Source organism: Streptomyces sp. 2A115 (assembly GCF_052245575.1).
Lineage (GTDB): Bacteria > Actinomycetota > Actinomycetes > Streptomycetales > Streptomycetaceae > Streptomyces.
The window spans coordinates 26,380-47,973 of record NZ_JBQQCG010000081.1; the positions used below are offsets into that span (position 1 = coordinate 26,380).

Here is a 21,594-nt window from a genome sequence, read left to right on the forward strand (position 1 = left end):
CTCCGAACCGTCAGGAGCCCAGCAAAAATGCGTACGCCCAAGCCACTTCCCCCGGACGAAAACATCGGCGAGAGCACTGACGAGAACTCCGGCTCCGGCTCCGGCTCCGGCTCCGGCTCCGGCTCCGGTTCCGTCTTCGGCGCCGGCGCCGGCGCCGGCAACGCGTCGCGTATGGCCGAGCCAGGCGGATCGTCGGGCAAGGTGCAGTCCCTGGAGCGGGCGATCAGCCTGCTGGAGGCGACAGCCGACACCGCGCCGGACGGCGAGACTGCGACGAACCTCGCGAGCCGCTGCGGGCTCAACCGGGCCACGGCCTGGCGGCTGCTGTCCACCATGGAGCAGTACGGGATGGTCGAGCGCGATCCGCTGACCAGCCGTTACACCATCGGATTCGCGGTCGCGCGAATGGCTTCGGCCGCCGGGTTCGACGGGCTCATCCGCCGCACCCATGGCATTCTGCGCCAAGTCTGCGAGCAGACGGGCGAGACGGCCAACCTCGCGGTGGTCCAGCAGCTGGGGCTGACGTACATCGACGAGGTCACGCCTCCAGTGGTCCTCAGCGCCAAGTGGCTCGGGCGGCAGGCACCGTTGCACGCCACCTCGACAGGCAAGGCGCTGTTGGCCTGGCTGCCGGAAGAAGAGGTGAAGTCCCTGCTGGCCGAGCCGCTGACCGCGTACACCGACACCACGGTCGCCGACCGGGGGCGGCTGAGCGCGGAGCTGGCCGAGACGCGAGAGCGCGGATACAGCGTCTGCGTGGGCGAGATGGAGCGCAACCTGTACGGGGTCTCGGCGCCCGTCCTCGGCAGCCGCGACCGGCCGTTCGCCGTCGTGAGCATCTGGGGGCCGCAGGACCGGGTGCCCGAGTCCCGCTTCCCGGCGCTGGGCGCGCTGGCGCGCGGCGCGGCGGACGAAGTCGCGCGGGCGGCGCGGGCGTTGTGAGGCCCGGGCGGGTAGGCGGGGTCCATGGGTAGGCGGGGGCCGGGGGCGGGCGGTCTTGACGTGCGTCGCCTCAAAGGCCATGTTCGCTATGTGCGACGGAACAGCGCAATGCGAGCAGCTGCACGCAACGCAAGCGGCACCACCCTCGCTTGATGCCCCCAGCCCGGAGGAGGACCCCGGATGCCCATGAACCAGGACGTCATCGTTACTTGCGCCCTCACCGGTGCGGGCGACACGGTACGGAAGAGCCCGCACGTCCCCGTGACCCCCGAGCAGATCGCCCGCTCCGCCGTGGAGGCCGCCGAAGCCGGTGCGGCAGCCGTCCACATCCACGTACGCGATCCTGAGACGGGAGCGCCTTCCCGCGACCCACGGCTGTACCGGGAGGTCGTCGAGCGCATCAGGGAAACCGGCACCGACATCGTGATCAACCTGACCGCGGGCATGGGTGGCGACCTGGTCATCGACCCTGAGGAGCCACTGAAGCAGCTGCCCGGCACCGACCTCGTCGGCGGGCTCGACCGGCTGCCGCACGTCGAGGACCTGCTGCCTGACATCTGCACCCTGGACTGCGGTTCCCTCAATTTCGGCGACGGCTCCAGCCTCTACGTCTCCACCCCCGACATGCTCCGTACGGGTGCCAAGCGCATCCAGGAACTGGGCGTGCGGCCCGAGTTGGAGATCTTCGACACCGGACACCTGTGGTTCGCCAAGCAGCTGCGCACCGAGGGACTCCTGGACGACCCGACCGTGTTCCAGCTGTGCATGGGCATCCCGTGGGGCGCGCCCGCCGACCCGGGCGTGCTGCAGTCGATGGTGAACATGCTGCCGGAGGGCGCCCAGTGGGCCAGCTTCGCGCTCGGGCGGATGCAGATGCCGTGGGTGGCGCAGTCGGTGGTGCTCGGTGGCCATGTACGGGTCGGTCTCGAGGACAACCTCTATCTGGACAAGGGCGTCAAGGCGACCAACGCGCAGCTGGTGGAGCGCGCGGTGACGATCGTCGAGGCGATGGGTGCGCGCGTCGCGACGCCGGACGAGGCCCGCCTCGAGCTCGGCCTCAAGCCGCGTGGCTGACGGGCGGGCCGGGTGATCCCCGAAATCGCCTGCCGCGGTCACTCGCCGTCGCGGTGCACACCGCCGCAGTCCCCCACCTTCAAGGAGCCCTCGGTGACCGAGCCTTCAGACGCCCCCAGCCCTCTCCACGCCTCGCGGGCCGCCGCGACCTCGCAGGCTTCCGCCACTTCCCAGACCTCCGCCACTTCCCAGACCTCCGCGACCTCGCAGGCTTCCGCGACGAGGCCAACTCCAGAAGACGTACGCACCGTGGCCTGCGTAGGCGCCGGAGTCATCGGCGGCGGCTGGGTCGCCCACTTCCTCGCCCGCGGCTATGCCGTCAGGGCCTGGGACCCGGCGCCCGGCGCCGAGGCGCGGCTGCGCCGGCTCGTCGACGCCGCGTGGCCCGCGCTGGAGCGGCTGGGCCTCGCCCCGGGCGCCTCCCCGGCCCGCCTCACCGTCACCGACACGCTCGAAGAGGCGGTGTCGGAGGCCCAGTTCGTGCAGGAGAGCGCCCCGGAGAAGCTGGAGCTCAAGCGCGAGTTGCTGGCGAAGCTCGACGCGGCGACGCCCGCCGGGATCGTCATCGCGTCCTCCACGTCCGGCTACCCGATGACCGACATGCAGACGGAGTCCGTCACGCCGAGCCGGCTGGTCGTCGGTCACCCGTTCAATCCTCCGTACCTCATCCCGCTCGTCGAGGTCGTCGGCGGCGAGCGGACGGACGCGGCGGCCGTCGCGTGGGCCGCCCGCTTCTACGAGGTGGCGGGCAAGTCCGTCATCACCATGGAGCGCGAGGTGCCCGGCTTCATCGCCAACCGTCTCCAGGAGGCGTTGTGGCGCGAAGCCCTGCACATGGTCGCCAACGGCGAGGCGACAGTGCGCGAGATCGATCTCTCCATCACGGAGGGCCCCGGTCTGCGCTGGGCGTTCATGGGCCCGATGCTCACGTTCGCGCTGGCCGGCGGGGAAGGCGGCATGGCGCACATGCTGGACCACTTCGGCCCGTCCCTGAAGTCGCCGTGGACCCGTCTGGAGGCCCCGGAGCTGCACAAGGAGCTCTACGACGCCGTGGTCGCGGGCTGCGAGGACGCCGCCGAGGGACGGAGCATCTCGGATCTCGTCGCGGAGCGCGATCAGGGCGTCATCGACGTCCTGCGCGCCACCGGCCGACTGCCCGGGCCCGGCGCCCGATGACGTCCCGCTCCCCGGCCCACGCTGCCTCCCCCACCCCCGCTCCCGCCCTGGCCCTCTTTCGCGAGACCGTGCGCCCGGAGTGGATCGACTACAACGGGCACTTGAGCGAGGCGTTCTACGTCCTCGTCTTCGGCCACGCGACCGACGCGATGATGGACGCGACGGGGATGGACGACTCGTACCGCGCGGACAGCGGCTGCTCGCTCTACACGGTCGAATCGCACATCCGCTATCTCCGGGACGTGCCCGAAGGCGCCCACGTGGTCGTCCGCACCCGGATCCTCGGTGCGGGCGCCAAGAAGGCGCACTTCACGCACGAGATGTACGTCGTGGGCGCGCCACGTACCGAACCGGCCCCGGACGCCGCCGTGGCCGCCACGTCGGAACTACTCGCCCTCCATGTGGACCAGAAGGCGGGCCGGGCCGTCCCGTTCCCGGAGAACGTCCACGGCCGGCTCGCCGCGTTGGTGGAGGCGGCGCCCGCGTGGGCCGGACAGTCCATCGCCCACATCGCCTGACGCGGAGGCCGGATCAGCCGGGCCCAACCGTCCGCCGCCCCGTTCACCCGACCTCCGGATCACCCGGCCCTCCGGATCACCCGGCCCTCCGAGTCACAGGGCCCGGAGGCCGCTGATCACATCCCGCAGGATGCTCTCGTCCGGCAGCTCCGCGGGAGGTACCGGACGCGTCACATGGACCAGCTCCTCGCCCACGAGGTCGCCTATGAGGACGCGTACCACCCCGATGGGCAGGTCGAGTTCGGCGGCGAGTTCGGCGACCGACTGGGGGGCGTCACGGCAGAGTTCGACGATGTCCACGTGCTCCGGGGACAGCGCCTGGTCCGCCTCCGGGTCGTCGGCGTGCTGCTCCGTCACGACCACCGCGATCAGGTCGAGGCGGTGCTGACCCACACTGGTCGTGCGGCCGCGTGTCATGGCGTACGGACGGACCACCGGTCCGGCCTCGTCGTCGAACCAGTGGGACATCCCCTGACCGTCTCCGCTCATGCCATCTCACTACCCGCCCGAGGGCAGTTCGGTGCGCGGAGCGGCGGCCAGATGTGCGCCGACCCTCTTCACCAGCAGGGTCATCTCGTACGCGACCTGCCCGACGTCCGAGTCGGCGTCCGAGAGGACGGCGAGAGCGCTGCCGTCGCCCGCCGCCGTGACGAACAGGAAGGCGTCCTCGAGTTCGACGATCGTCTGCCGGACGCCACCTGCCTCGAAGTGGCGGCCGACGCCCTTGGCGAGGCTGTGGAACCCGGATGCGACGGCGGCGAGGTGCTCACTGTCCTCCCTGGTCAGGTCAGTGGAGACGCCGGTGGGAAGGCCGTCGCCGGAGAGCACGAGGGCCTTGCGGATGCTGGCGACGCGCGCCACCAAATCGTCGAGCAGCCAGTTGAGTTCCCCCGTCGCGGTGCTGTTCGTGGTGTGGCCGGTGGCCATCGGATCGGTCATCGACCGTCCCCCTTAGTCGTTCCTGGTGCTGTGCCGCCCTGGGCGTCGTCGCCCGCGGCGTTCTCCTGACGGCCGCGCTGCCAGCCGCGCTGGAGCGAAGCCATACGGTTGCGTACTTCGTCGGCGTCGCGCTCCTCGGTGTCCGCCGTACGAGACGCGTCGCGCTGGGTTCGCCGGTCGGGGCCGTCCTTCAGCTGCGGGGCCAGACTGGCCTGCCGTACGCGGCGGGGCAGCGCGCCGGTGCCGCCGCCTCCGGACGCGGTGCCGGGCTCTGTGCCGCGACGTGCGGCGCGCTGGGGAAGGGCCGGAGCTTCGCCGTCCCGGCGTTCCGCGGTCTCCGGCCGGCGGGTGAACCCCTCACCGAACCCGGGGCCAGGGCCCGCCGCCTCGGTGCGCTCGGCGCCACGCCCCAGGGCCTTGCGGGGCTCCGCGCCACGGCCTGCCGACCCGGTGCTCATGAGGCCTTCGTCGGCTGTGCCCCGCCGGGCGGCGAGCGAGTCCCCGGCCTCCCGGATCGACGGCACGCGCTTGGCGTTCCTCGAGCGCTTCGGCAGCTCCTCGAGCGCGCCGGGCCGCTTGGGCGAATCCTGGGCCGCCGGGGGCAGTTCCATCACCTCGTCGGCGTCCGCGCGCTCCGTCGCCTCATCACGCCGCGGCTGGGTCTGGGTCACGGGGCGGCCGTGGGAGCTGACGAGCTTGGGGGTCCGACGGCGCGGGAGCGGCACGGGTCCGTCGGGATGATCGTCGTCACCGGGGCGAGCCGGCTCGCGCGGTACCTCGCGGGCCTGCTGGTGCTGGTCCTCCGGCACCCCGGCGATGGAGCGGCGCGGGCGGAAGATGCCGCCGCGCTCGCTGTCCTCGTCGCCGATACCGCCCGGGAAGCCGCCGAGAGAGTCCAGGTCCACCGGCGCCTCGAGCTCGACGGGCCCGTCCAGGATCGAGGCGGACAGGCCGGGCAGCTGCGCCGACTTCTCGGACGGCGCGACCTTGCGGCCCTCGTCGCCCTTCTTCAAGGGGAGCGCCCGGTCGAGCCGGAAACCCACGCCGTTCGTGTCGGGTACGTCGTCCGAGAGCAGCGCGTCGGGGACGAAGACCACAGCGGTGGTACCGCCGTACGGGGACGGCTGCAGGGAGACTCGTACGTTCTGCCGCTGGGCGAGCCGGCTGACCACGAAGAGGCCGAGCCGGTCGGTGTCCGAGAGCTCGAACTCGGGGGTCTCGGCGAGCCGCAGGTTGGCGTCGAGGAGCGCCTCCGCGGCCATCCCGAGGCCACGGTCGTGGATCTCCAGCGTGAAGCCGTTGGCGACGCGCTCGCCGAGCACCTGAACGGCCGTGTGCGGGGGCGAGAACACCGTGGCGTTCTCCAGGAGTTCGGCCACGAGGTGGGTGACGTCGGCGACGGCCGAGCCGGTGACGGCCATGCGCGGCAGGCGCCGTACCTCGATGCGCTCGTAGTCCTCGACCTCGGCGACGGCGGCGCGTACGACGTCCATCAGCTGGACGGGTTTGCGCCATTGCCGGGACGGGGCCGCTCCGGAGAGGATCACCAGGCCCTCGGCGTGCCGGCGCATACGGGTGGTCAGGTGGTCGAGGCGGAACAGGTCGGCGAGTTCGTCGGTGTCCTCGGTCCTGCGCTCCATGGTGTCGAGCAGGGTGAGCTGCTTGTGCAGCAGGACCTGGCTGCGGCGGGCGAGGTTCACGAAGACCTCGGAGACGCCGCTGCGCAGCTCGGACTGCTTGACGGCGGCCTCGACGGCGGCGCGCTGGAGGATGTTGAGGGCCTGGCTGACCTCGCCCATCTCGTTCTTGTCGTACTCCAGGCGCGGGACTTCGGTCTCCACGTCGACCTGTTCGCCCGCGGAGAGGCGGCGCATCACGCTGGGCAGCCGGACCCCGGCGGTCTCGTGGGCCTCCTGGCGGAGCCGGCGCAGGTCGCGGATGAGGGCGCGGCCGATGCGGACGGACATGAAGAGCGAGAGCAGCACCGCGGCCAGGCCGAGCACGCCGGCGATGCTGGCCTTGACGATGACGCCGAGCGCGATGGGGCGGACGCGGTCCTGGAAGCGGTCGCCGGCCTGGTTGTCGAGCTTGTCGAGCCCGTCGAGGACGTCGCCCGCTACGCTGTCCCAGCTCTTCGCGGTGACGCCGCGGGGCTCACCGGGCGCGGAGTCGATGGCGGACTGCTCGGCCACGCGCAGCGGTCCCGTGGCGGCGTTCTTCCAGTACTGCTGGAAGCGTTCACGCTCCGCGGCGGACAGCTGCGGCCAGTTGGTCTCGTACATGAGCGTGCGCTGTGCGACGAGGTCCGAGATGTCACGGGACTCGTCGCGGGTGACCCGGCCGACGACCAAGGAGGAGCCGAGCAGGGCGTCCTCACGGGCGAGCAGCTCACGGGCGCGCGACATGTTGACGAGGGCGCGGCCCTCCTTGTCCACGTCCACATTGTCGAGTACCTGGAGGTTGGACAAGAGGGTGTAACAGGGGTCCACCAGGTCGTTGTAGTGGTCGAGGGCCTGGACGCGGGTTACGGTGCCGTCCTCGACGCTCTGGCGCAGCGAACCGACGCCGTCGAAGGCGTCCAGGATCGCGGTGAGGTGCTCGGCGTTGTCCGCGGCCAACTCGTCCTGTACTTCGCTGTCCTTGGCGTTCCTACGGATCTTTGCCACGACCTCGTCGGTGGCGGTCCGGGTGCGCCGCAGGTCGCTGAGAGCGTCGGAGGCGCGGGGATCAGCGAGATAGACGAGGGTCTGGCGGCGCTCGTCCTGCAGAACGCTGACGACGTCCTCGGTGGGGTAGGCGATCTCCTGGACGATGAACGTCCTGTCGAACAGCCGGTTGACCTCGCGCCCCGTGAGCACGGTGGCGAAGCCCCAGATCGCGGTCAGAGACACCAGCGGCACGAGGAGCAGCGCCACGATCTTCCGGCGGATGGACTTCCCGCGAAAGCGCATGGCCTCCCCCAGCTCGACCCCCGTCGGCCGGGGGCACGCATGTACGTCAACAAACGGCGTGAGCCTACTACCGTCACACAGGTATCTCGAAGGCCTGTCCGGGCCGACCGGGTCACAGCGGGAACAGGACATCCGCAGTTGTCCGGTCATTGCGGGAGATTGTCTCCCTGAATCCGACACAGGACGCCGGACGTCATCTGGTCCGCCCAGAGGGCCAGTTGGCCGGAATTTTTCGGTCGGTGGGAATCTTCGGGTTACGTCGATCGTCTTTCTGTATGGAAGTTGGAGGCGGAATCGGCAGCAGGTGCCGCATGCCGCGCCCAGGCGGCGTAAAACAGCGCAAGCCGGGCAGCCAATGGGGAGCCGGCGTCTCGTGACACCGGTACGAGTGGCTGCTGGGCGGTGGGGAGTGACGAGTTGATGGGCACGGCGGAGCGGTACGAGGCACCCGAGGCGGGCGAAGCGGCGACCGCGGAGGCGCAGCGGGGTCCGCAGGCGCCGGATCGCGATATTCCGGCCGACATTCCAGCGATGGAGGCCGAAGGACAGGCGATACGGACCGAAGAGCAGACGGAAGCCGGGCTGACGGAAGCCGAAGAGCAGGCGTATTACCGGCCGTTGTGGGTCGAGGAGCCCGCGAGCAGGCGTCGGCTGCCCGATCCCGTGCGTATGTCGGCGGTGCGGGCCGTCATCATCATCGCCCTCACGCTGATCCAGGCGATGGTCGCCTTCCTGTGCACGCTGGCCGGTTCCTGGCTCGCGTTCCCCATGGTGCTGAGCAGCGTGGCAAGCACGGTGGTGGCCACTTGGGGCGCGCTGGACGTGTGGGTGACCCGACAGGTGTGGAACCAGCGCAACGGCGTGGTGTCGGTGCCGAGCAGCACGGCGCGGGCCCTGCGGCGCGAGCGGCGCAGGGCCCGGCGCCAGGAGCGGACGACGGAGCGGGCCAAGGAGCGGATACGTCGGCAGGGCGGCGGCGCGGGGCAGTTGTCGCATTCCTAGGAGGCGGCTGTCCTTGGAGGGCAGCTGTTTCTTGGAAGGCACCTGTCTCCTCGGAGGTCAGCCCTTGGAAGACGCCTGTCTCGCTCGGAGGTCGGTGCCTTCGCCCTCCACGAAGGCTGCTCCTCCAAGGAGGCTGCTCCGCCTAGGAGGCCGCCGCCTCCACCGCGCTCGCCACGCGCCCCAGTTCGCGCCTTGCCCGCATGAATGGGCGTGGGCGATCCACGGAGAGCACCGCGGTCGTACGACCGTCGCGCTCGTAAAGGGCGAGGAAGCCGCCCTCGTCGGGCGTGCCGTCGATGACCGCGCCCTCCGCGATGCGCACGGTGTCGGTGTCGAGCCGCCGTCCCGCGAACTGGATCCGGGCGCCGTACTGGTCGGACCAGAAGTAGGGCAGCGGGCGCACCGTCTCCGCGGTGTGCCCGGCCAGGAGGTTGCGGACGGCGATCCGGGGCTGTTCGGTGGCGCTCGTCCAGTGTTCGGCGCGGGCTCCGCCGACGCGGGCGACATCGCCGACGGCGACCACCTGGGGCAGTCCGGTCACGCAGCCGTCGTCGCACAGCACGCCGTCGTGCAGCGCGAGCGTCGAGCCCGCCAGCCAGTCGGTGTTGGGGATGGCGCCGACGCCCACGATCACGGAGTCGGCGGGGAGGAAGCGGCCGTCGGCGAGTTCCACTCCAGTGACCGCGACCGTGCCGCGGAGCCCGGCGACGCCGGTGCCCGTGACGAGGTCGACGCCGCCGCGCCGGTGCAGCGCGGAGCACACTGCGGCCATCTCCGGGCCGAGTTGGGGCACCAGGGGCAGCGGGGCGGCTTCGACGACGGTGACCTCGTGGCCGAGTCCGGCGCACGAGGACGCAGTCTCGGCGCCGATGAAGCCGCCGCCGATGACGACGACGCGCCGGGGGCCCGCGGTCAGTTCGGCGCGCAGGGCTCGGGCGTCGTCGAGGGTGCGCAGGGTGTGCACTCCGGCGAGGTCGCAGCCCGGGAGTCTGCGGGCCGAGGCGCCGGTGGCGATGACCACGCCGTCGGAGGAGACGGTGCGGCCGTCGTCGAGGAGGACGGTGCGGCCGCGTGCGTCCAGGCCGCGTGCGCGGACGCCGAGAAGCCATTCGGCGTCGAGTTCGACGGTCTCCTCGGCGTCGGTGAGGGCGAGTTGGTCCTCGTCGGCCCGGCCTGTGAGGAAGTCCTTGGACAGCGGCGGGCGGTCGTACGGGAGGTGCGGTTCGTCTCCGACGATCACCAGCCGCCCGTCGAACCCCTGGGCACGCAGCTCACGGGCGGCGTACAGACCGGAGAGCGAGGCCCCGACCACGGTCACGGTCCTCATGCGCGGTGTCCCTTCCGGGGGGCGAGGGCGGCGGGGACGGTATGGGCGGCCTCGGACGCACGGGGGGCACGGGCGGCGTGCCCTGGCTCGCGGCCGGCCCGGGCACGCCCAAGTTCGCACACAGCACAGGCTCGCTCGCGGACGACAGAGGCTCGGTCGCGGACAGCACAGGCTCGCCCGGGCTCACGCGCGGAGCCGGCAGCGGGGAACCCGCCCGCGGCACCGACACGCCCGGTGGTACGCGTCGCGTGACAGCACTCGGCCACCGACGCCGCATGGCCGTGTCCCACCGGACGCGCCGGGTGCACCGCATGGACTGGACGCGCCCCGTGGTCGCACTCACCCAGAAGCGCCACACGGTCGCGCCCAGCCGGGCGTACCGTCACACCGCCGGGGGCGACCGCGGTCCCGGCCCTCAGGCAAGTGATCTTCATGCCGCCGATTCCTCTTCGCCTGCCACGTGGACGTGGATGATGCCGTCGTCGACGCTGACGCGGTGGGTGCGAACGGCGCGACGAGCGGGCAGGCACGTCGGGTGGCCGGTGCGGAGATCGAATGATGCGGCGTGAAGCGGGCATTCGACCAGACAGCCCTCCAGCCAGCCCTCGGAGAGAGACGCGTCCTGGTGGGTGCAGGTGTCATCGATGGCGTACAGCTCGCCGTCGGCGTTGAACACGGCGATGGGCGGTGTGGTGTCGATACGGACGGATTCGCCCGCGGGGAGGTCATCAAGGCGGCAGACGGGAATCACGGGCCCCCCTCTCAGTCCAGGACTCATGGTCCTGGACCTACAGGTCCGGTCTGGTCCGGGACCTACCAGGTCCCGGACTGTTCGGTAACATGAAGTTTCGTATAGCGCATGAGGGAACGCCATGCGCAACAGAATCCGGGCGGGATGCCCGCCGCGTCAAGGGTTTTCCGCAAGATGCGGCCCAATCAGGGCCGCAAGGTGGTGAGAGTTGAGCTATGACCCGCACTCAGAAGCAGGCTGAGCAGACCGAGGAGACTCCGGAGAAGCAGACCAAGGGCGCGGGCAGCGCCGTGCAGTCGGTGGACCGCGCCGTGAGCGTGCTGGAGATCCTCGCCCGGCACGGCGAGGCGGGCGTCACCGAGATCGCCGACGAGCTGGAGGTGCACAAGTCCACCGCCTTCCGGCTCCTCGGAGTACTGGAGAACCGCGGCCTGGTCGCCCAGGCCAAGGACCGCGGGAAGTACTACCTGGGCGCCGGCGTGCTACGCCTCGCGGGGGCGGCGGCAGCGCGCCTGGACATCTCCCAGGAGGGCGTGCCCGTGTGCCGCGAGCTCGCGGACGAGCTCGGGGAGACCGTCAACATCGCGGTCCTGGACGACGACGCGGCGGTCAACATCATGCAGGCCCGCGGCGCCGCGTCCGTCACCGCACAGAACTGGCTGGGCAGACGCACCCCGCTGCACGCCACCTCCAGCGGCAAGATGCTGCTGGCCCATCTGCCGCCGACGCTCCGCGAAGGTTTACTGGCCAGACCGCTGCCGCGCTTCACGGAGCGCACGATCACCGGCACGGCCACGCTGCGCGCCGAGCTGGACGCCGTGGTCGAGCAGGGATACTCCACCGCTCAGGAGGAGCTGGAGCTGGGGCTGGCCGCGGCGGCGGCCCCGGTGCGCGCCCACGACGGCAAGGTGATCGGAGCGATCAGCGTCTCGGGCCCGGTGTACCGGCTCGACTCGGACCGACTGCCGGAACTCGCCAAGCGCACGGTCGCAGCCGCCTCCGACCTGTCGCGCCGGATGGGATACGGCTTCTGACGGAGTCCGGGGCGGACGCCTGAGACACCCGGGGGACCAGATCGGAGCCGACCGGGGCACGGCAGGGACACAGCGCGGGGCCAGGAATTCCTGGCCCCGCGCTTCTGTGTGTCGGGGAGGTTTCGCGTCGCCCGTTCCTTTTGCCAAGGATTAACCCACCCCTCTTGACGACTCCCTGGCAGCGTTCTCACTATGTTCCTCATAGCGCAACCCATCGTGCATTGCGCAACAGCAGAGGAGCTGGTCGTGCCACATGAGGTCCGTGCCGTAGTCGCCTTGAAGAAGGGCGCACCCGTCGAGGTGCAGACGATCGTCGTTCCCGATCCCGGTCCGGGTGAGGTGCTCGTCAACGTGCAGGCCTGCGGGGTCTGCCACACGGATCTGCACTATCGGGAAGGCGCGATCAACGACGACTTCCCGTTCCTGCTGGGCCATGAGGCGGCGGGCACGATCGAGGCGATCGGCGCCGGTGTCACCGACCTGGCCCCTGGCGACTACGTGGTCCTCGCCTGGCGCGCGCCCTGCGGTTCCTGTCGCTCCTGTCGCCGGGGCCGCCCCTGGTACTGCTTCGACTCGCGCAACGCCGCCCAGCCGATGACGCTGCTCGACGGCACCCCGCTCAGCAACGCCCTGGGGATCGGCGCCTTCGCCGAGAAGACCCTGGTCGCGGCCGGGCAGGCGATCAAGATCAACCCGGCGGCCCGCCCCGAGGCCGCGGGCCTGATCGGCTGTGGCGTGATGGCCGGATACGGCGCGGCCGTGAACACCGGCAAGGTGGGCCGCGGTGACACGGTCGCCGTCATCGGCTGCGGCGGCGTGGGCAACGCGGCGATCGCGGGGGCCTGCCTCAACGGAGCCATGAAGGTCATCGCCGTCGACATCGACGACAAGAAGCTCGACCAGGCGGAGAAGTTCGGCGCCACCCACACGGTCAACTCCCGTGGCACCGACGCGGTCGAGGCCGTGCGCGCGCTCACCGGCGGCTTCGGTGTGGACATCGCCATCGACGCGGTGGGCCGCCCGGAGACGTACAAGCAGGCCTTCTACATGCGCGACCACGCGGGCACGTTGGTCCAGGTCGGCGTCCCCGACCCGGAGATGAGGATCGACCTCCCGCTGATCGACCTGTTCTCGCGCGGCGGCGCCCTCAAGTCGTCCTGGTACGGCGACTGTCTGCCCAGCCGCGACTTTCCGTTCCTCATCGACCAGTACCTCTACGGTCTGCTGGACCTCAACGCGTTCGTCTCGGAGACCATCGCGCTCGACCAGGTCGAGGAGGCGTTCGCCAAGATGCACCGCGGTGAGGTGCTGCGCTCGGTGGTGGTCCTTTGAGCACCACCGGGACCGTCCGGGTCGAACGCGTCGTCACCTCCGGCACGTTCAGCCTCGATGGCGAGACCTTCGAGGTCGACAACAACGTGTGGCTGGTCGGTGACGACGAAGAGGTGCTGATCGTCGACGCCGCGCACGACGCCCGTGCGATCCACGAGGCCGTCGCGGGCCGCCGGGTCACCGCCGTCGTGTGCACCCACGCGCACGACGACCATGTCGACGCGGCGGCCGACCTGGCGGAACTCACCGGCGCGCCCGTGCTCCTGCACCCCGCCGACCAGGAGCTGTGGGCCGCGACGCATCCCGACCGCAAGCCGGACGGCGACCTCACCGACGGCCAGCGGATCAGCGTCGCCGGGATCGAGCTCCAAGTGATCCACAACCCCGGCCACACATGGGGCAGTTGCTCTCTCCACGCCGCGTTCCTCGACACGGTCTTCACCGGGGACACCCTCTTCCACGGCGGGCCGGGCGCCACCGGCCGCTCCTACTCCGACCGGCCCACCATCGAGGCCTCCATCCGCGATCGGCTGCTCACGCTGCCCGGCGAAACGGTCGTCCGCACCGGCCACGGCGACGACACCACGATCGCCGCCGAGCGCCCCAATATCCCCATTCCATAAGCGCGTTGAGCCCAATCGCACATCGCCCCCCCCCCCACACCCATAGGCGCATTGCCCCACAAGCGCGTTCACTCCCCACCACGACAAGGAGGGGCATGTCCAGCACGCCCGAAACCAATCCCCGCGTGGTCATCGTGGGCGCCGGCATCGTCGGCTGCTCCCTCGCCGACGAGCTCACCGCTCTCGGCTGGACCGACGTCACCGTCCTCGAACAGGGGCCGCTGCCCGCTCCCGGCGGCTCCACCTCGCACGCGCCGGGCCTGGTCTTCCAGACCAGCCCCTCCAAGACCCTCACCGCCTTCGCCCGGTACACGGTCGAGAAGTTCAACTCCCTAGAGGTGGACGGCGTCTCCTGCTTCAACCCGGTGGGCGGCCTGGAACTCGCGACGACCCCCGAGCGCCTGGCCGACCTGCACCGCAAAGCCGGTTACGCCGCCTCCTGGGGCGTACGCGGCGAGATCGTGAGCGCGGCCCGCTGCAAGGAACTCTGGCCTCTCATCGACGAGTCGGCCGTACTCGGCGGCTTCCACACCCCCGACGACGGCCTGGCCCGCGCCCTGCTCGCGGCCCGCGCCCAGATGGAACGGGCCCGGGAACGCGGCGCCCGCTTCCTGGAGCGGCACACGGTCACCGGGATCGAGAAGGAAGACGGCCGAGTCACAGCCGTCGTCACCGACCAGGGCACCTTCCCCGCCGAACACGTGGTCTCCGCCGCGGGTTTCTGGGGCCCGGTCATCGGCCGCATGGCCGGACTCGACGTACCGCTCCAGCCGCTGGCGCACCAGTACGCGAAGACCAAGCCCCTGGCCGACCTCGAGGACGCGACCACCGAAGCCTCGAAGCCCATCCTCCGTTTCCAGGACCGCGACCTCTACTTCCGCGAGCACCACAACCGCATCGGCATCGGCAGCTACGCCCACAAGCCGCTCCCCGTCGACCCGCTCGCGATCCTCGCCTACGACGAGGCACGCGCGAGCGACTTGGAGATGCCGTCCTCGCTCCCCTTCACCGAGGAGGACTGGGCACCGAGCTGGGACGACTGCCGTCGACTGATGCCCGCGCTGCGCGAGACCGAGATCGAGGAAGGCTTCAACGGCGTCTTCTCCTTCACCCCGGACGGCATGCCGGTGCTCGGCGAATCGCGTGCCCTCAAGGGCTTCTGGCTCGCCGAAGCGGTCTGGGTCACGCACTCGGCCGGCGTCGCCAAGGCAGTGGCCGAGTGGATGGTCCACGGCCGCCCGGAGATCGACGCCCACGAATGCGACCTCACCCGCTTCGAGGACGCCCAGCGCTCACCCTCGTACATCAGGGAGCGCGGCTCGCAGCAGTTCGTCGAGGTGTACGACGTCCTGCACCCGCTCCAGCCGATGGAACAGCCACGTCCGCTGCGCGTCAGCCCCTTCTACGCCCGCCAGCAGGAGCTGGGCGCGTACTTCCTGGAGGGCGGCGGCTGGGAGCGCCCGCACTGGTACGAGGCGAACGCCCCGCTCGTCGACGCGCTCGAAGGCCTCCCCGAACGCGACGCCTGGTCGGCCCGCTACTGGTCGCCCATCGCGGCGGCCGAGGCGAAAGCGACGCGCGAGAAGGTCGCCCTGTACGACATGACGCCGCTGCGCCGCCTGGAGGTCACCGGCCCCGGAGCCCTCGACTTCCTGCACGGTATGACCACCAACAACCTCCGCAAGAAGCCCGGCGCGGTCACCTACACCCTGCTCCTTGACGAGACCGGCGGCATCCGCTCCGACCTCACCGTGGCGCGCCTTGGCCCCGACCGCTTTCAGGTGGGCGCCAACTCCCCGGCCGACCTGGACTGGTTGGCCAGGCACGCCCCAGGTGGGGGCACCTCCCGCTCGAGCGCAGCCGAGAGTGGGGGAGTACAGATCAGGGACATCACCTCCGGCACCTGCTGCATCGGAGTCTGGGGCCCGCTCGCCCGTGAGCTTGTCCAACCGCTGACCCGCGACGACTTCTCGCACGAGGGCTTCGGCTACTTCCGCGCGAAGGAGACGTACCTCGGGCACGTCCCCGTGACGGCGATGCGCCTGTCGTACGTCGGCGAACTGGGCTGGGAGCTCTACACCAGCGCCGACCTGGGGCTCCGTCTCTGGGACATCCTCTGGGAGGCCGGTCAGGAGCACGGCGTCATCGCGGCCGGGCGCTCGGCCTTCAACAGCCTGCGCCTGGAGAAGGGTTACCGCGCCTGGGGCGTCGACATGACCGACGAGCACACGCCGTACGAAGCGGGTGTGGGCTTCGCCGTCCGGCTCGACAAGGGAGAGTTCACCGGGAAGTCCGCGGTGGAATCGTTGAACGAACCTACGCGCAGACTCACCCCTCTTCTCCTCGACGACCCGGCGTCCGTCGTCCTCGGCAAGGAGCCCGTGTACGTCGACGGCGCCCCGGCGGGCTACGTCACCAGCGCGTCGTACGGCTACACGCTGGGCCGCTGCGTCGCGTACGCGTGGCTGCCGCCGCTTCTCACGGGAACGGGTGTGCACGTCGAGTACTTCGGCGAGAAGGTTCCCGCGACCGTCGCCGAAGAGCCGCTCTTCGATCCGAAGATGACCCGCATCCGCCGTTGAGCTCCGCTCGAAGGCCGTGGACAACGTGCGGATTGTGGGGGGCTGGTTCCGCAGTTCCCGCGCCCCTGACGAGGCGCGGAGCCCCCCGCCCCGCAGCACAGCGAGCTCAGGAGGTCCCTTGTGTCCCCCACCTATGACGTGATCGTGATCGGTCTCGGCGGTATGGGCAGCGCCGCCGCGCACCATCTGTCCGCGCGCGGTGCCCGCGTGCTCGGGCTGGAGAAGTTCGGCCCGGTGCACAACCGCGGTTCCAGCCACGGCGGTTCGCGGATCACCCGTCAGTCCTACTTCGAGGATCCGGCGTACGTGCCGCTGCTGCTGCGCGCGTACGAGCTGTATGAGGACGTGGAGCGGGCCACCGGCCGGACCATCGCGACGCTCTGCGGCGGCGTGATGATCGGTGCTCCCGACTCGCTGACGTTCGCCGGGTCGCTGCGTTCCGCCACCCAGTGGGACCTGCCCCACGAGATCCTGGACGCGGCCGAGATCCGCCGCCGCTTCCCGACCCTGAACCCGAACGACGACGAGGTCGCGATCTACGAGAAGAAGGCCGGCCTCGTCCGCCCCGAGAACATGGTCGCGGCCCATCTCCAGCTCGCCACCCAGCAGGGCGCCGAGCTGCACTTCGACGAGCCGATGACGCGCTGGGAGCCGTACAAGGACGGCGTACGCGTCCACACGGCCGAGAACACCTACACGGCAGGCCAGTTGGTGATCTGTCCGGGGGCGTGGGCGCCGCAGCTGCTCACCGATGTCGGGGTGCCGTTCACCATCGAGCGGCAGGTCATGTTCTGGTTCCAGCCGAAGGGCGGGGTCCAGCCCTTCGTGCCCCGGAAACACCCGATCTACATCTGGGAGGACGCGGCCGGGGTCCAGGTCTACGGCTTCCCGTCCATCGACGGCCCGGAGCTGGGCGCCAAGGTCGCCTTCTTCCGCAAGGGCCAGATCTGCACTCCGGAGACCATCGACCGGACGGTCCACGAGAACGAGATCAAGGACATGGCGGACCACATGTCCCGCTGCATCCCGGACCTGCCCGGCACCTTCATCAAGGCCGCCACCTGCATGTACTCCAACACCCCCGACGAGCACTTCGTCATCGCCCGCCATCCCGCGCACCCGGAGTCCGTGACCGTGGCCTGCGGGTTCTCCGGGCACGGCTTCAAGTTCGTACCGGTCGTCGGCGAGATCCTCGCCGATCTCGCCCTGACGGGCACCACCGATCACCCGATCGGCCTCTTCGATCCACTCCGCCTCGCCGCCGCGCCCGCCTGAGGAGTACCACCCGTGACGACGACCCCCGTCTCCCCCGACCAGATCTCCCCCGCCCCGCTCTCCCCGAGCCTGGTGGCCACCCTGCCGGGCCACTACTACACCGACCCGGCGATCTTCCGTCAGGAGCAGGAGCACATCTTCGAGTCGATGTGGTTCTGCGCCGTCCGCGCCGCGGATCTGGTGAAGCCAGGGGCTTTCCGCACCGTCCAGATCGGCCGCGAGAACGTCCTCGTCACCCGCTCGCGCACCGGGGAGCTGCGTGCCTTCCTCAATGTCTGCCGGCACCGCGGTGCCCGGCTGTGCACCGAGGAGTCCGGCGAGGTGCGGCGCAACCTCCAGTGCCCGTACCACGCCTGGACCTACGACCTCGACGGCAAGCTCATCGCCGCGCCCAACCTGGTGCGGATGCCGGACGTCGACCGTACCGAGTACGGCCTGGTCAAGGTCGCGCTGCGGGAGTGGCTCGGCTACGCCTGGCTCTGCCTGGCGGACGAGCCCCCCTCCTTCGAGGAAACGGTCATGGGTGCCACGATCGAGCGCCTCGGCGACGTCGCGTCCATCGAGCGCTACCGCACCGAGAGCCTGGCCCTCGGCAAGCGCGTCACCTACGACGTGAAGGCCAACTGGAAACTGATCGTCGAGAACTTCATGGAGTGCTACCACTGCGCGACGATCCACCCCGAACTCACCGAGGTTCTCCCCGAGTTCGCCGACGGCTACGCCGCCCAGTACTTCGTCGGCCACGGCGCCGAGTTCGGCGAGGATGTCCGGGGCTTCACGGTCGACGGGACCGAGGGCTTCGGGCGGCTCGACGGCATCGCCGACGACCAGGACCGCCGTTACTACGCGATCACGGTTCGGCCGCAGGTTTTCATCAACCTGGTGCCCGACCACGTGATCATGCACAGGATGTACCCGATGGCGGAGGACCGCACGGTCGTCGAGTGCGACTGGCTGTACGCGCCCGAGATCGTCGAGTCCGGGGCAGATGTCTCGAAATCCGTCGAACTGTTTCATCGTGTTAACGTTCAGGACTTCGACGCTTGCGAGCGTACTCAGCCTGCCATGGACTCGCGGGCCTATCGCTCCGGTGGCGTGCTGGTGCCCAGTGAGCACCACATCAGCGAGTTCCACCACTGGCTGACGCAGCGGCTCGACGCCGGGAACGGCACGAACGGCACACAGAACGCGGAGAACACGAAGACCACGGAAAACCCCGTGCTCATGTGAGCTACGCCACATCGGGCCCTGATCGTGAATGACTTCAGAAGTCGAGGGCAGGCGCTCCACCCCCATGTCACGAGCCGTCCGGCCGCGGCATGGGGCCGGGGCCTCTCCCGGCAAGCACGACAAGGAGCAGCAACCGAATGTCCCAGCAGGAGAGACCCGACTACGACTATGTGGTCGTCGGTGGAGGTACCGCGGGCTCGGTCATCGCCTCCCGCCTCACCGAGGACCCGACGGTCCGTGTCGCCGTCATCGAAGGCGGTCCGACCGACGTGGACCGGCCGGAGGTGCTGACGCTGCGCCGCTGGCTCGGCCTGCTCGGCGGTGACCTCGACTACGACTATCCGACGACGCCTCAGCCGCGTGGCAACTCTCACATTCGGCACAGCCGCGCCCGGGTGCTGGGCGGATGCTCGTCCCACAACACGCTGATCAGCTTCAAGCCCCTGCCGTCCGACTGGGACGAGTGGGCGGACGCGGGCGCCGAGGGCTGGGACGCGGCGTCCATGGACCCGTACTACGACCGGCTGCTCAACAACATCGTCCCGGTCGACGAGAAGGACCGCAACGCGATCGCCCGCGACTTCGTCGAGGCCGCCCGCGAGGCCGCGGACGTGCCGCGCGTCGAGGGCTTCAACAAGGCGCCCTTCCACGAGGGCGTCGGCTTCTTCGACCTCGCGTACCATCCGGAGAACAACAAGCGGTCCTCCGCCTCGGTCGCGTATCTCCACCCCTTCCTGGATCGCCCCAACCTCCAACTGATGCTGGAGACCTGGGCGTTCCGTCTCGAGACGGACGGCGGCCGGGCCACGGGAGTGCGCGTGCGCACCAAGGACGGTACGGAGACGACGGTCACCGCCGCCCGCGAAGTCATCGTCTGCGCGGGAGCGGTGGACACGCCGCGGCTGCTGATGCTCTCCGGCATCGGCCCCAAGCAGGACCTGGAGTCGCTCGGCATCCCCGTCGTCCAGGATCTGCCCGGAGTCGGCGAGAACCTGCTCGACCATCCGGAGTCGGTGATCGTGTGGGAGACCCACGGCCCCATACCGGACAACTCCGCGATGGACTCCGACGCGGGTCTGTTCGTGCGCCGGGACCCGGCCGCCAAGGGCCCGGACCTGATGTTCCACTTCTACCAAATACCCTTCACCGACAACCCCGAGCGCCTCGGCTACGAGAAGCCGCGATACGGGGTGTCGATGACGCCCAACATCCCCAAGCCGAAGAGTCGCGGCCGCCTCTACCTCACCAGTGCCGACCCGGCCGTCAAACCCGCCCTCGACTTCCGGTACTTCACCGACGAGGACGACTACGACGGCCGCACCCTGGTGGACGGCATCCGCATCGCCCGCGAGATCGCGGGGACCGAACCGCTGGCCTCCTGGCTGAAGCGCGAGGTGTGCCCCGGTCCGGAGCTGACCGGCGACGAGGAACTCGGCGAGTACGCCCGCAAGGTGGCGCACACCGTCTACCACCCCGCCGGAACCTGCCGCATCGGCGCCCCCGACGACCCGCTCGCCGTGGTCGGCCCCGATCTGACCGTGCGCGGGGTCAGCGGTCTGCGGATCGCCGACGCCTCCGTCTTCCCGACCATCCCCGCCGTCAACCCGATGATCGGGGTCCTCATGGTCGGCGAGAAGTGCGCCGATCTGCTCAGCCGGACCATCACCCCCGGAGACGATGCCTGATGTCCACATCCATGACGAAAGAGGAGACGGTGCGTGACAGCACCGTCTCCGTATTCTCCGTCCGCAATCTCTGGAAGGTCTTCGGGCCCAAGGCCGAGCGCGTCCCCGGGAGTGAACTGGCGGACCTGCCCCCCGACGAGCTGCGCCGCCGAACCGGCTGCACGGTCGCCGTGCGCGATGTGTCGTTCGACGTTCGGCAGGGTGAGGTCTTCGTTGTCATGGGCCTGTCCGGCTCGGGCAAGTCCACCCTGGTGCGCTGTCTGACCCGGCTCATCGAGCCCACCTCCGGCGCCCTGGAGATCGACGGCGAGGACGTCATCGCCATGGACCGCAACCGGCTCCGCGAGCTGCGCAGGCACCGGGCGGCGATGGTCTTCCAGAACTTCGGACTGCTGCCGCACCGCTCGGTCCTCGACAACATCGCCTACGGCCTCGAGATCCAGGGCGTGGGCAAGCTCGAACGCCGCACCCAGGCCATGAAGATGATCACCAAGGTCGGCCTCGACGGCATGGAACACCGCCGCCCCACCCAGCTGTCCGGCGGCCAGCAGCAGCGTGTCGGCCTGGCCCGCGCCCTGGCCGTCGACCCCGAAGTCCTGCTGTTCGACGAGCCGTTCAGCGCGCTCGACCCGCTGATCCGGCGCGACATGCAGGAGGAGGTCATCCGGCTCCACCGCGAGGAGGGCCGCACGATGATCTTCATCACCCACGACCTGAACGAGGCCCTGCGGCTCGGCGACCGGATCGCGCTGATGCGCGACGGAGAGATCGTGCAGTGCGGCACCCCGGAGGAGATCGTCGCCTCCCCGGCCGACGACTACGTACGGGACTTCGTCCGCGACGTACCCCGTGAGCAGGTCATCACCGCCCGCTCGGCCATGCGCCCGGCGCGCGACGGCGAGGCGGAGCTCGGCCCCGAGGTCACCCCCGTGTGCACGGTCGCCACCGCGATCGAGGCCGTCGCCCGTGAGGGTGTGCCGGCGCGGGTCATGGACGACGGCAAGCTGCTCGGTGTCGTCGACCACGCGGCGCTGCTCGCCGTTGTCGCGGGGATCGACAGCACGTCGCCGAAGGCGGGTGCGGCCGCATGATCGCTCATTGCTGTACGAGGCATACCGGCGCCCAGGGCGCACAGACACCCGGCAAACCGGCG

19 protein-coding genes are annotated in these 21,594 nt (G+C 70.3%); 13 read left to right on the forward strand and 6 right to left on the reverse strand.

The window, feature by feature from the left end; translation table 11 throughout:
* Positions 1-27: 27 nt before the first annotated feature.
* On the forward strand, positions 28-942 hold the full coding sequence (locus tag ACTWQR_RS44030) for an IclR family transcriptional regulator (RefSeq protein ID WP_443232915.1): 915 nt from the start codon (positions 28-30) through the stop codon (positions 940-942).
* A gap of 180 nt (positions 943-1,122) precedes the next feature.
* The gene (locus ACTWQR_RS44035; protein WP_443232916.1) at positions 1,123-2,016 is read left to right on the forward strand and encodes a 3-keto-5-aminohexanoate cleavage protein; all 894 of its coding nucleotides are present in this window, start codon (positions 1,123-1,125) and stop codon (positions 2,014-2,016) included.
* Between the two features lie 38 nt (positions 2,017-2,054).
* Here the strand turns inward: ACTWQR_RS44035 and ACTWQR_RS44040 are convergent, their stop codons facing one another.
* Positions 2,055-2,264, reverse strand: coding sequence for a hypothetical protein (locus ACTWQR_RS44040; RefSeq protein ID WP_443232917.1), 210 nt, complete (start codon positions 2,262-2,264; stop codon positions 2,055-2,057).
* A gap of 1 nt (position 2,265) precedes the next feature.
* Here ACTWQR_RS44040 and ACTWQR_RS44045 point away from each other — a divergent pair, with 1 nt between their 5' ends.
* Both ACTWQR_RS44045 and ACTWQR_RS44050 read left to right on the forward strand, forming a co-directional pair.
* On the forward strand, positions 2,266-3,192 hold the full coding sequence (locus ACTWQR_RS44045) for a 3-hydroxyacyl-CoA dehydrogenase NAD-binding domain-containing protein (RefSeq protein ID WP_443232918.1): 927 nt from the start codon (positions 2,266-2,268) through the stop codon (positions 3,190-3,192).
* Positions 3,189-3,710, forward strand: coding sequence for a thioesterase family protein (locus tag ACTWQR_RS44050; RefSeq protein ID WP_443232919.1), 522 nt, complete (start codon positions 3,189-3,191; stop codon positions 3,708-3,710). Before ACTWQR_RS44045 ends, ACTWQR_RS44050 begins: the two co-directional genes overlap by 4 nt.
* A 93-nt stretch (positions 3,711-3,803) precedes the next feature.
* On the opposite strand, the gene ACTWQR_RS44055 is transcribed toward ACTWQR_RS44050, so the two are convergent.
* From ACTWQR_RS44055 to ACTWQR_RS44065, 3 genes are read right to left on the reverse strand one after another with little or no spacing between them, the layout of a single operon-like run.
* A complete protein-coding gene (locus ACTWQR_RS44055) occupies positions 3,804-4,199 on the reverse strand; it encodes a DUF742 domain-containing protein (protein WP_443232920.1) in 396 nt (131 codons plus the stop codon).
* A gap of 9 nt (positions 4,200-4,208) precedes the next feature.
* Positions 4,209-4,649, reverse strand: a complete 441-nt coding sequence (locus ACTWQR_RS44060) for a roadblock/LC7 domain-containing protein (RefSeq protein WP_443232921.1) — start codon at positions 4,647-4,649, stop codon at positions 4,209-4,211.
* Positions 4,646-7,600 carry a nitrate- and nitrite sensing domain-containing protein gene (locus tag ACTWQR_RS44065; RefSeq protein WP_443232922.1) on the reverse strand — a complete coding sequence of 985 codons (2,955 nt, stop codon included), beginning with the start codon at positions 7,598-7,600 and terminating at the stop codon, positions 4,646-4,648. The genes ACTWQR_RS44060 and ACTWQR_RS44065 overlap by 4 nt, the downstream gene beginning before the upstream one ends.
* Before the next feature lie 420 nt (positions 7,601-8,020).
* Between ACTWQR_RS44065 and ACTWQR_RS44070 the strand changes: the two genes are divergently transcribed.
* Positions 8,021-8,602 carry a hypothetical protein gene (locus ACTWQR_RS44070; RefSeq protein WP_443232923.1) on the forward strand — a complete coding sequence of 194 codons (582 nt, stop codon included), beginning with the start codon at positions 8,021-8,023 and terminating at the stop codon, positions 8,600-8,602.
* Positions 8,603-8,744: 142 nt separating this feature from the next.
* Here the strand turns inward: ACTWQR_RS44070 and ACTWQR_RS44075 are convergent, their stop codons facing one another.
* Both ACTWQR_RS44075 and ACTWQR_RS44080 read right to left on the reverse strand, forming a co-directional pair.
* Positions 8,745-9,929, reverse strand: a complete 1,185-nt coding sequence (locus tag ACTWQR_RS44075; protein ID WP_443232924.1) for an NAD(P)/FAD-dependent oxidoreductase — start codon at positions 9,927-9,929, stop codon at positions 8,745-8,747.
* Positions 9,930-10,359: 430 nt separating this feature from the next.
* Positions 10,360-10,680, reverse strand: coding sequence for a bifunctional 3-phenylpropionate/cinnamic acid dioxygenase ferredoxin subunit (locus tag ACTWQR_RS44080; RefSeq protein ID WP_443232925.1), 321 nt, complete (start codon positions 10,678-10,680; stop codon positions 10,360-10,362).
* A gap of 290 nt (positions 10,681-10,970) precedes the next feature.
* Here ACTWQR_RS44080 and ACTWQR_RS44085 point away from each other — a divergent pair, with 290 nt between their 5' ends.
* The 8 genes from ACTWQR_RS44085 to ACTWQR_RS44120 all read left to right on the forward strand — a co-directional run bounded on the left by ACTWQR_RS44085 (position 10,971) and on the right by ACTWQR_RS44120 (position 21,532).
* Positions 10,971-11,714 (forward strand): IclR family transcriptional regulator, encoded by a 744-nt coding sequence (locus tag ACTWQR_RS44085; protein ID WP_443232936.1) that lies wholly within the window; start codon positions 10,971-10,973, stop codon positions 11,712-11,714.
* 246 nt (positions 11,715-11,960) lie between these two features.
* Positions 11,961-13,046, forward strand: coding sequence for an S-(hydroxymethyl)mycothiol dehydrogenase (locus tag ACTWQR_RS44090; RefSeq protein ID WP_443232926.1), 1,086 nt, complete (start codon positions 11,961-11,963; stop codon positions 13,044-13,046).
* Positions 13,043-13,669, forward strand: a complete 627-nt coding sequence (locus tag ACTWQR_RS44095; protein WP_443232927.1) for an MBL fold metallo-hydrolase — start codon at positions 13,043-13,045, stop codon at positions 13,667-13,669. The genes ACTWQR_RS44090 and ACTWQR_RS44095 overlap by 4 nt, the downstream gene beginning before the upstream one ends.
* Before the next feature lie 95 nt (positions 13,670-13,764).
* Entirely contained in the window at positions 13,765-16,251 is a 2,487-nt protein-coding gene (locus ACTWQR_RS44100; protein ID WP_443232928.1) for a GcvT family protein, read from the forward strand.
* Between the two features lie 120 nt (positions 16,252-16,371).
* The gene (gene solA / locus ACTWQR_RS44105; RefSeq protein WP_443232929.1) at positions 16,372-17,526 is read left to right on the forward strand and encodes an N-methyl-L-tryptophan oxidase; all 1,155 of its coding nucleotides are present in this window, start codon (positions 16,372-16,374) and stop codon (positions 17,524-17,526) included.
* A 12-nt stretch (positions 17,527-17,538) separates the two neighbouring features.
* Complete coding sequence (locus ACTWQR_RS44110) at positions 17,539-18,756, forward strand: aromatic ring-hydroxylating oxygenase subunit alpha (RefSeq protein ID WP_443232930.1); 1,218 nt, start codon at positions 17,539-17,541, stop codon at positions 18,754-18,756.
* Between the two features lie 137 nt (positions 18,757-18,893).
* A complete protein-coding gene (locus ACTWQR_RS44115; protein WP_443232931.1) occupies positions 18,894-20,441 on the forward strand; it encodes a GMC family oxidoreductase in 1,548 nt (515 codons plus the stop codon).
* Positions 20,441-21,532: a quaternary amine ABC transporter ATP-binding protein gene (locus ACTWQR_RS44120; protein ID WP_443232932.1), complete on the forward strand. Its 1,092-nt coding sequence runs from the start codon at positions 20,441-20,443 to the stop codon at positions 21,530-21,532. The genes ACTWQR_RS44115 and ACTWQR_RS44120 overlap by 1 nt, the downstream gene beginning before the upstream one ends.
* Positions 21,533-21,594: the final 62 nt, after the last annotated feature.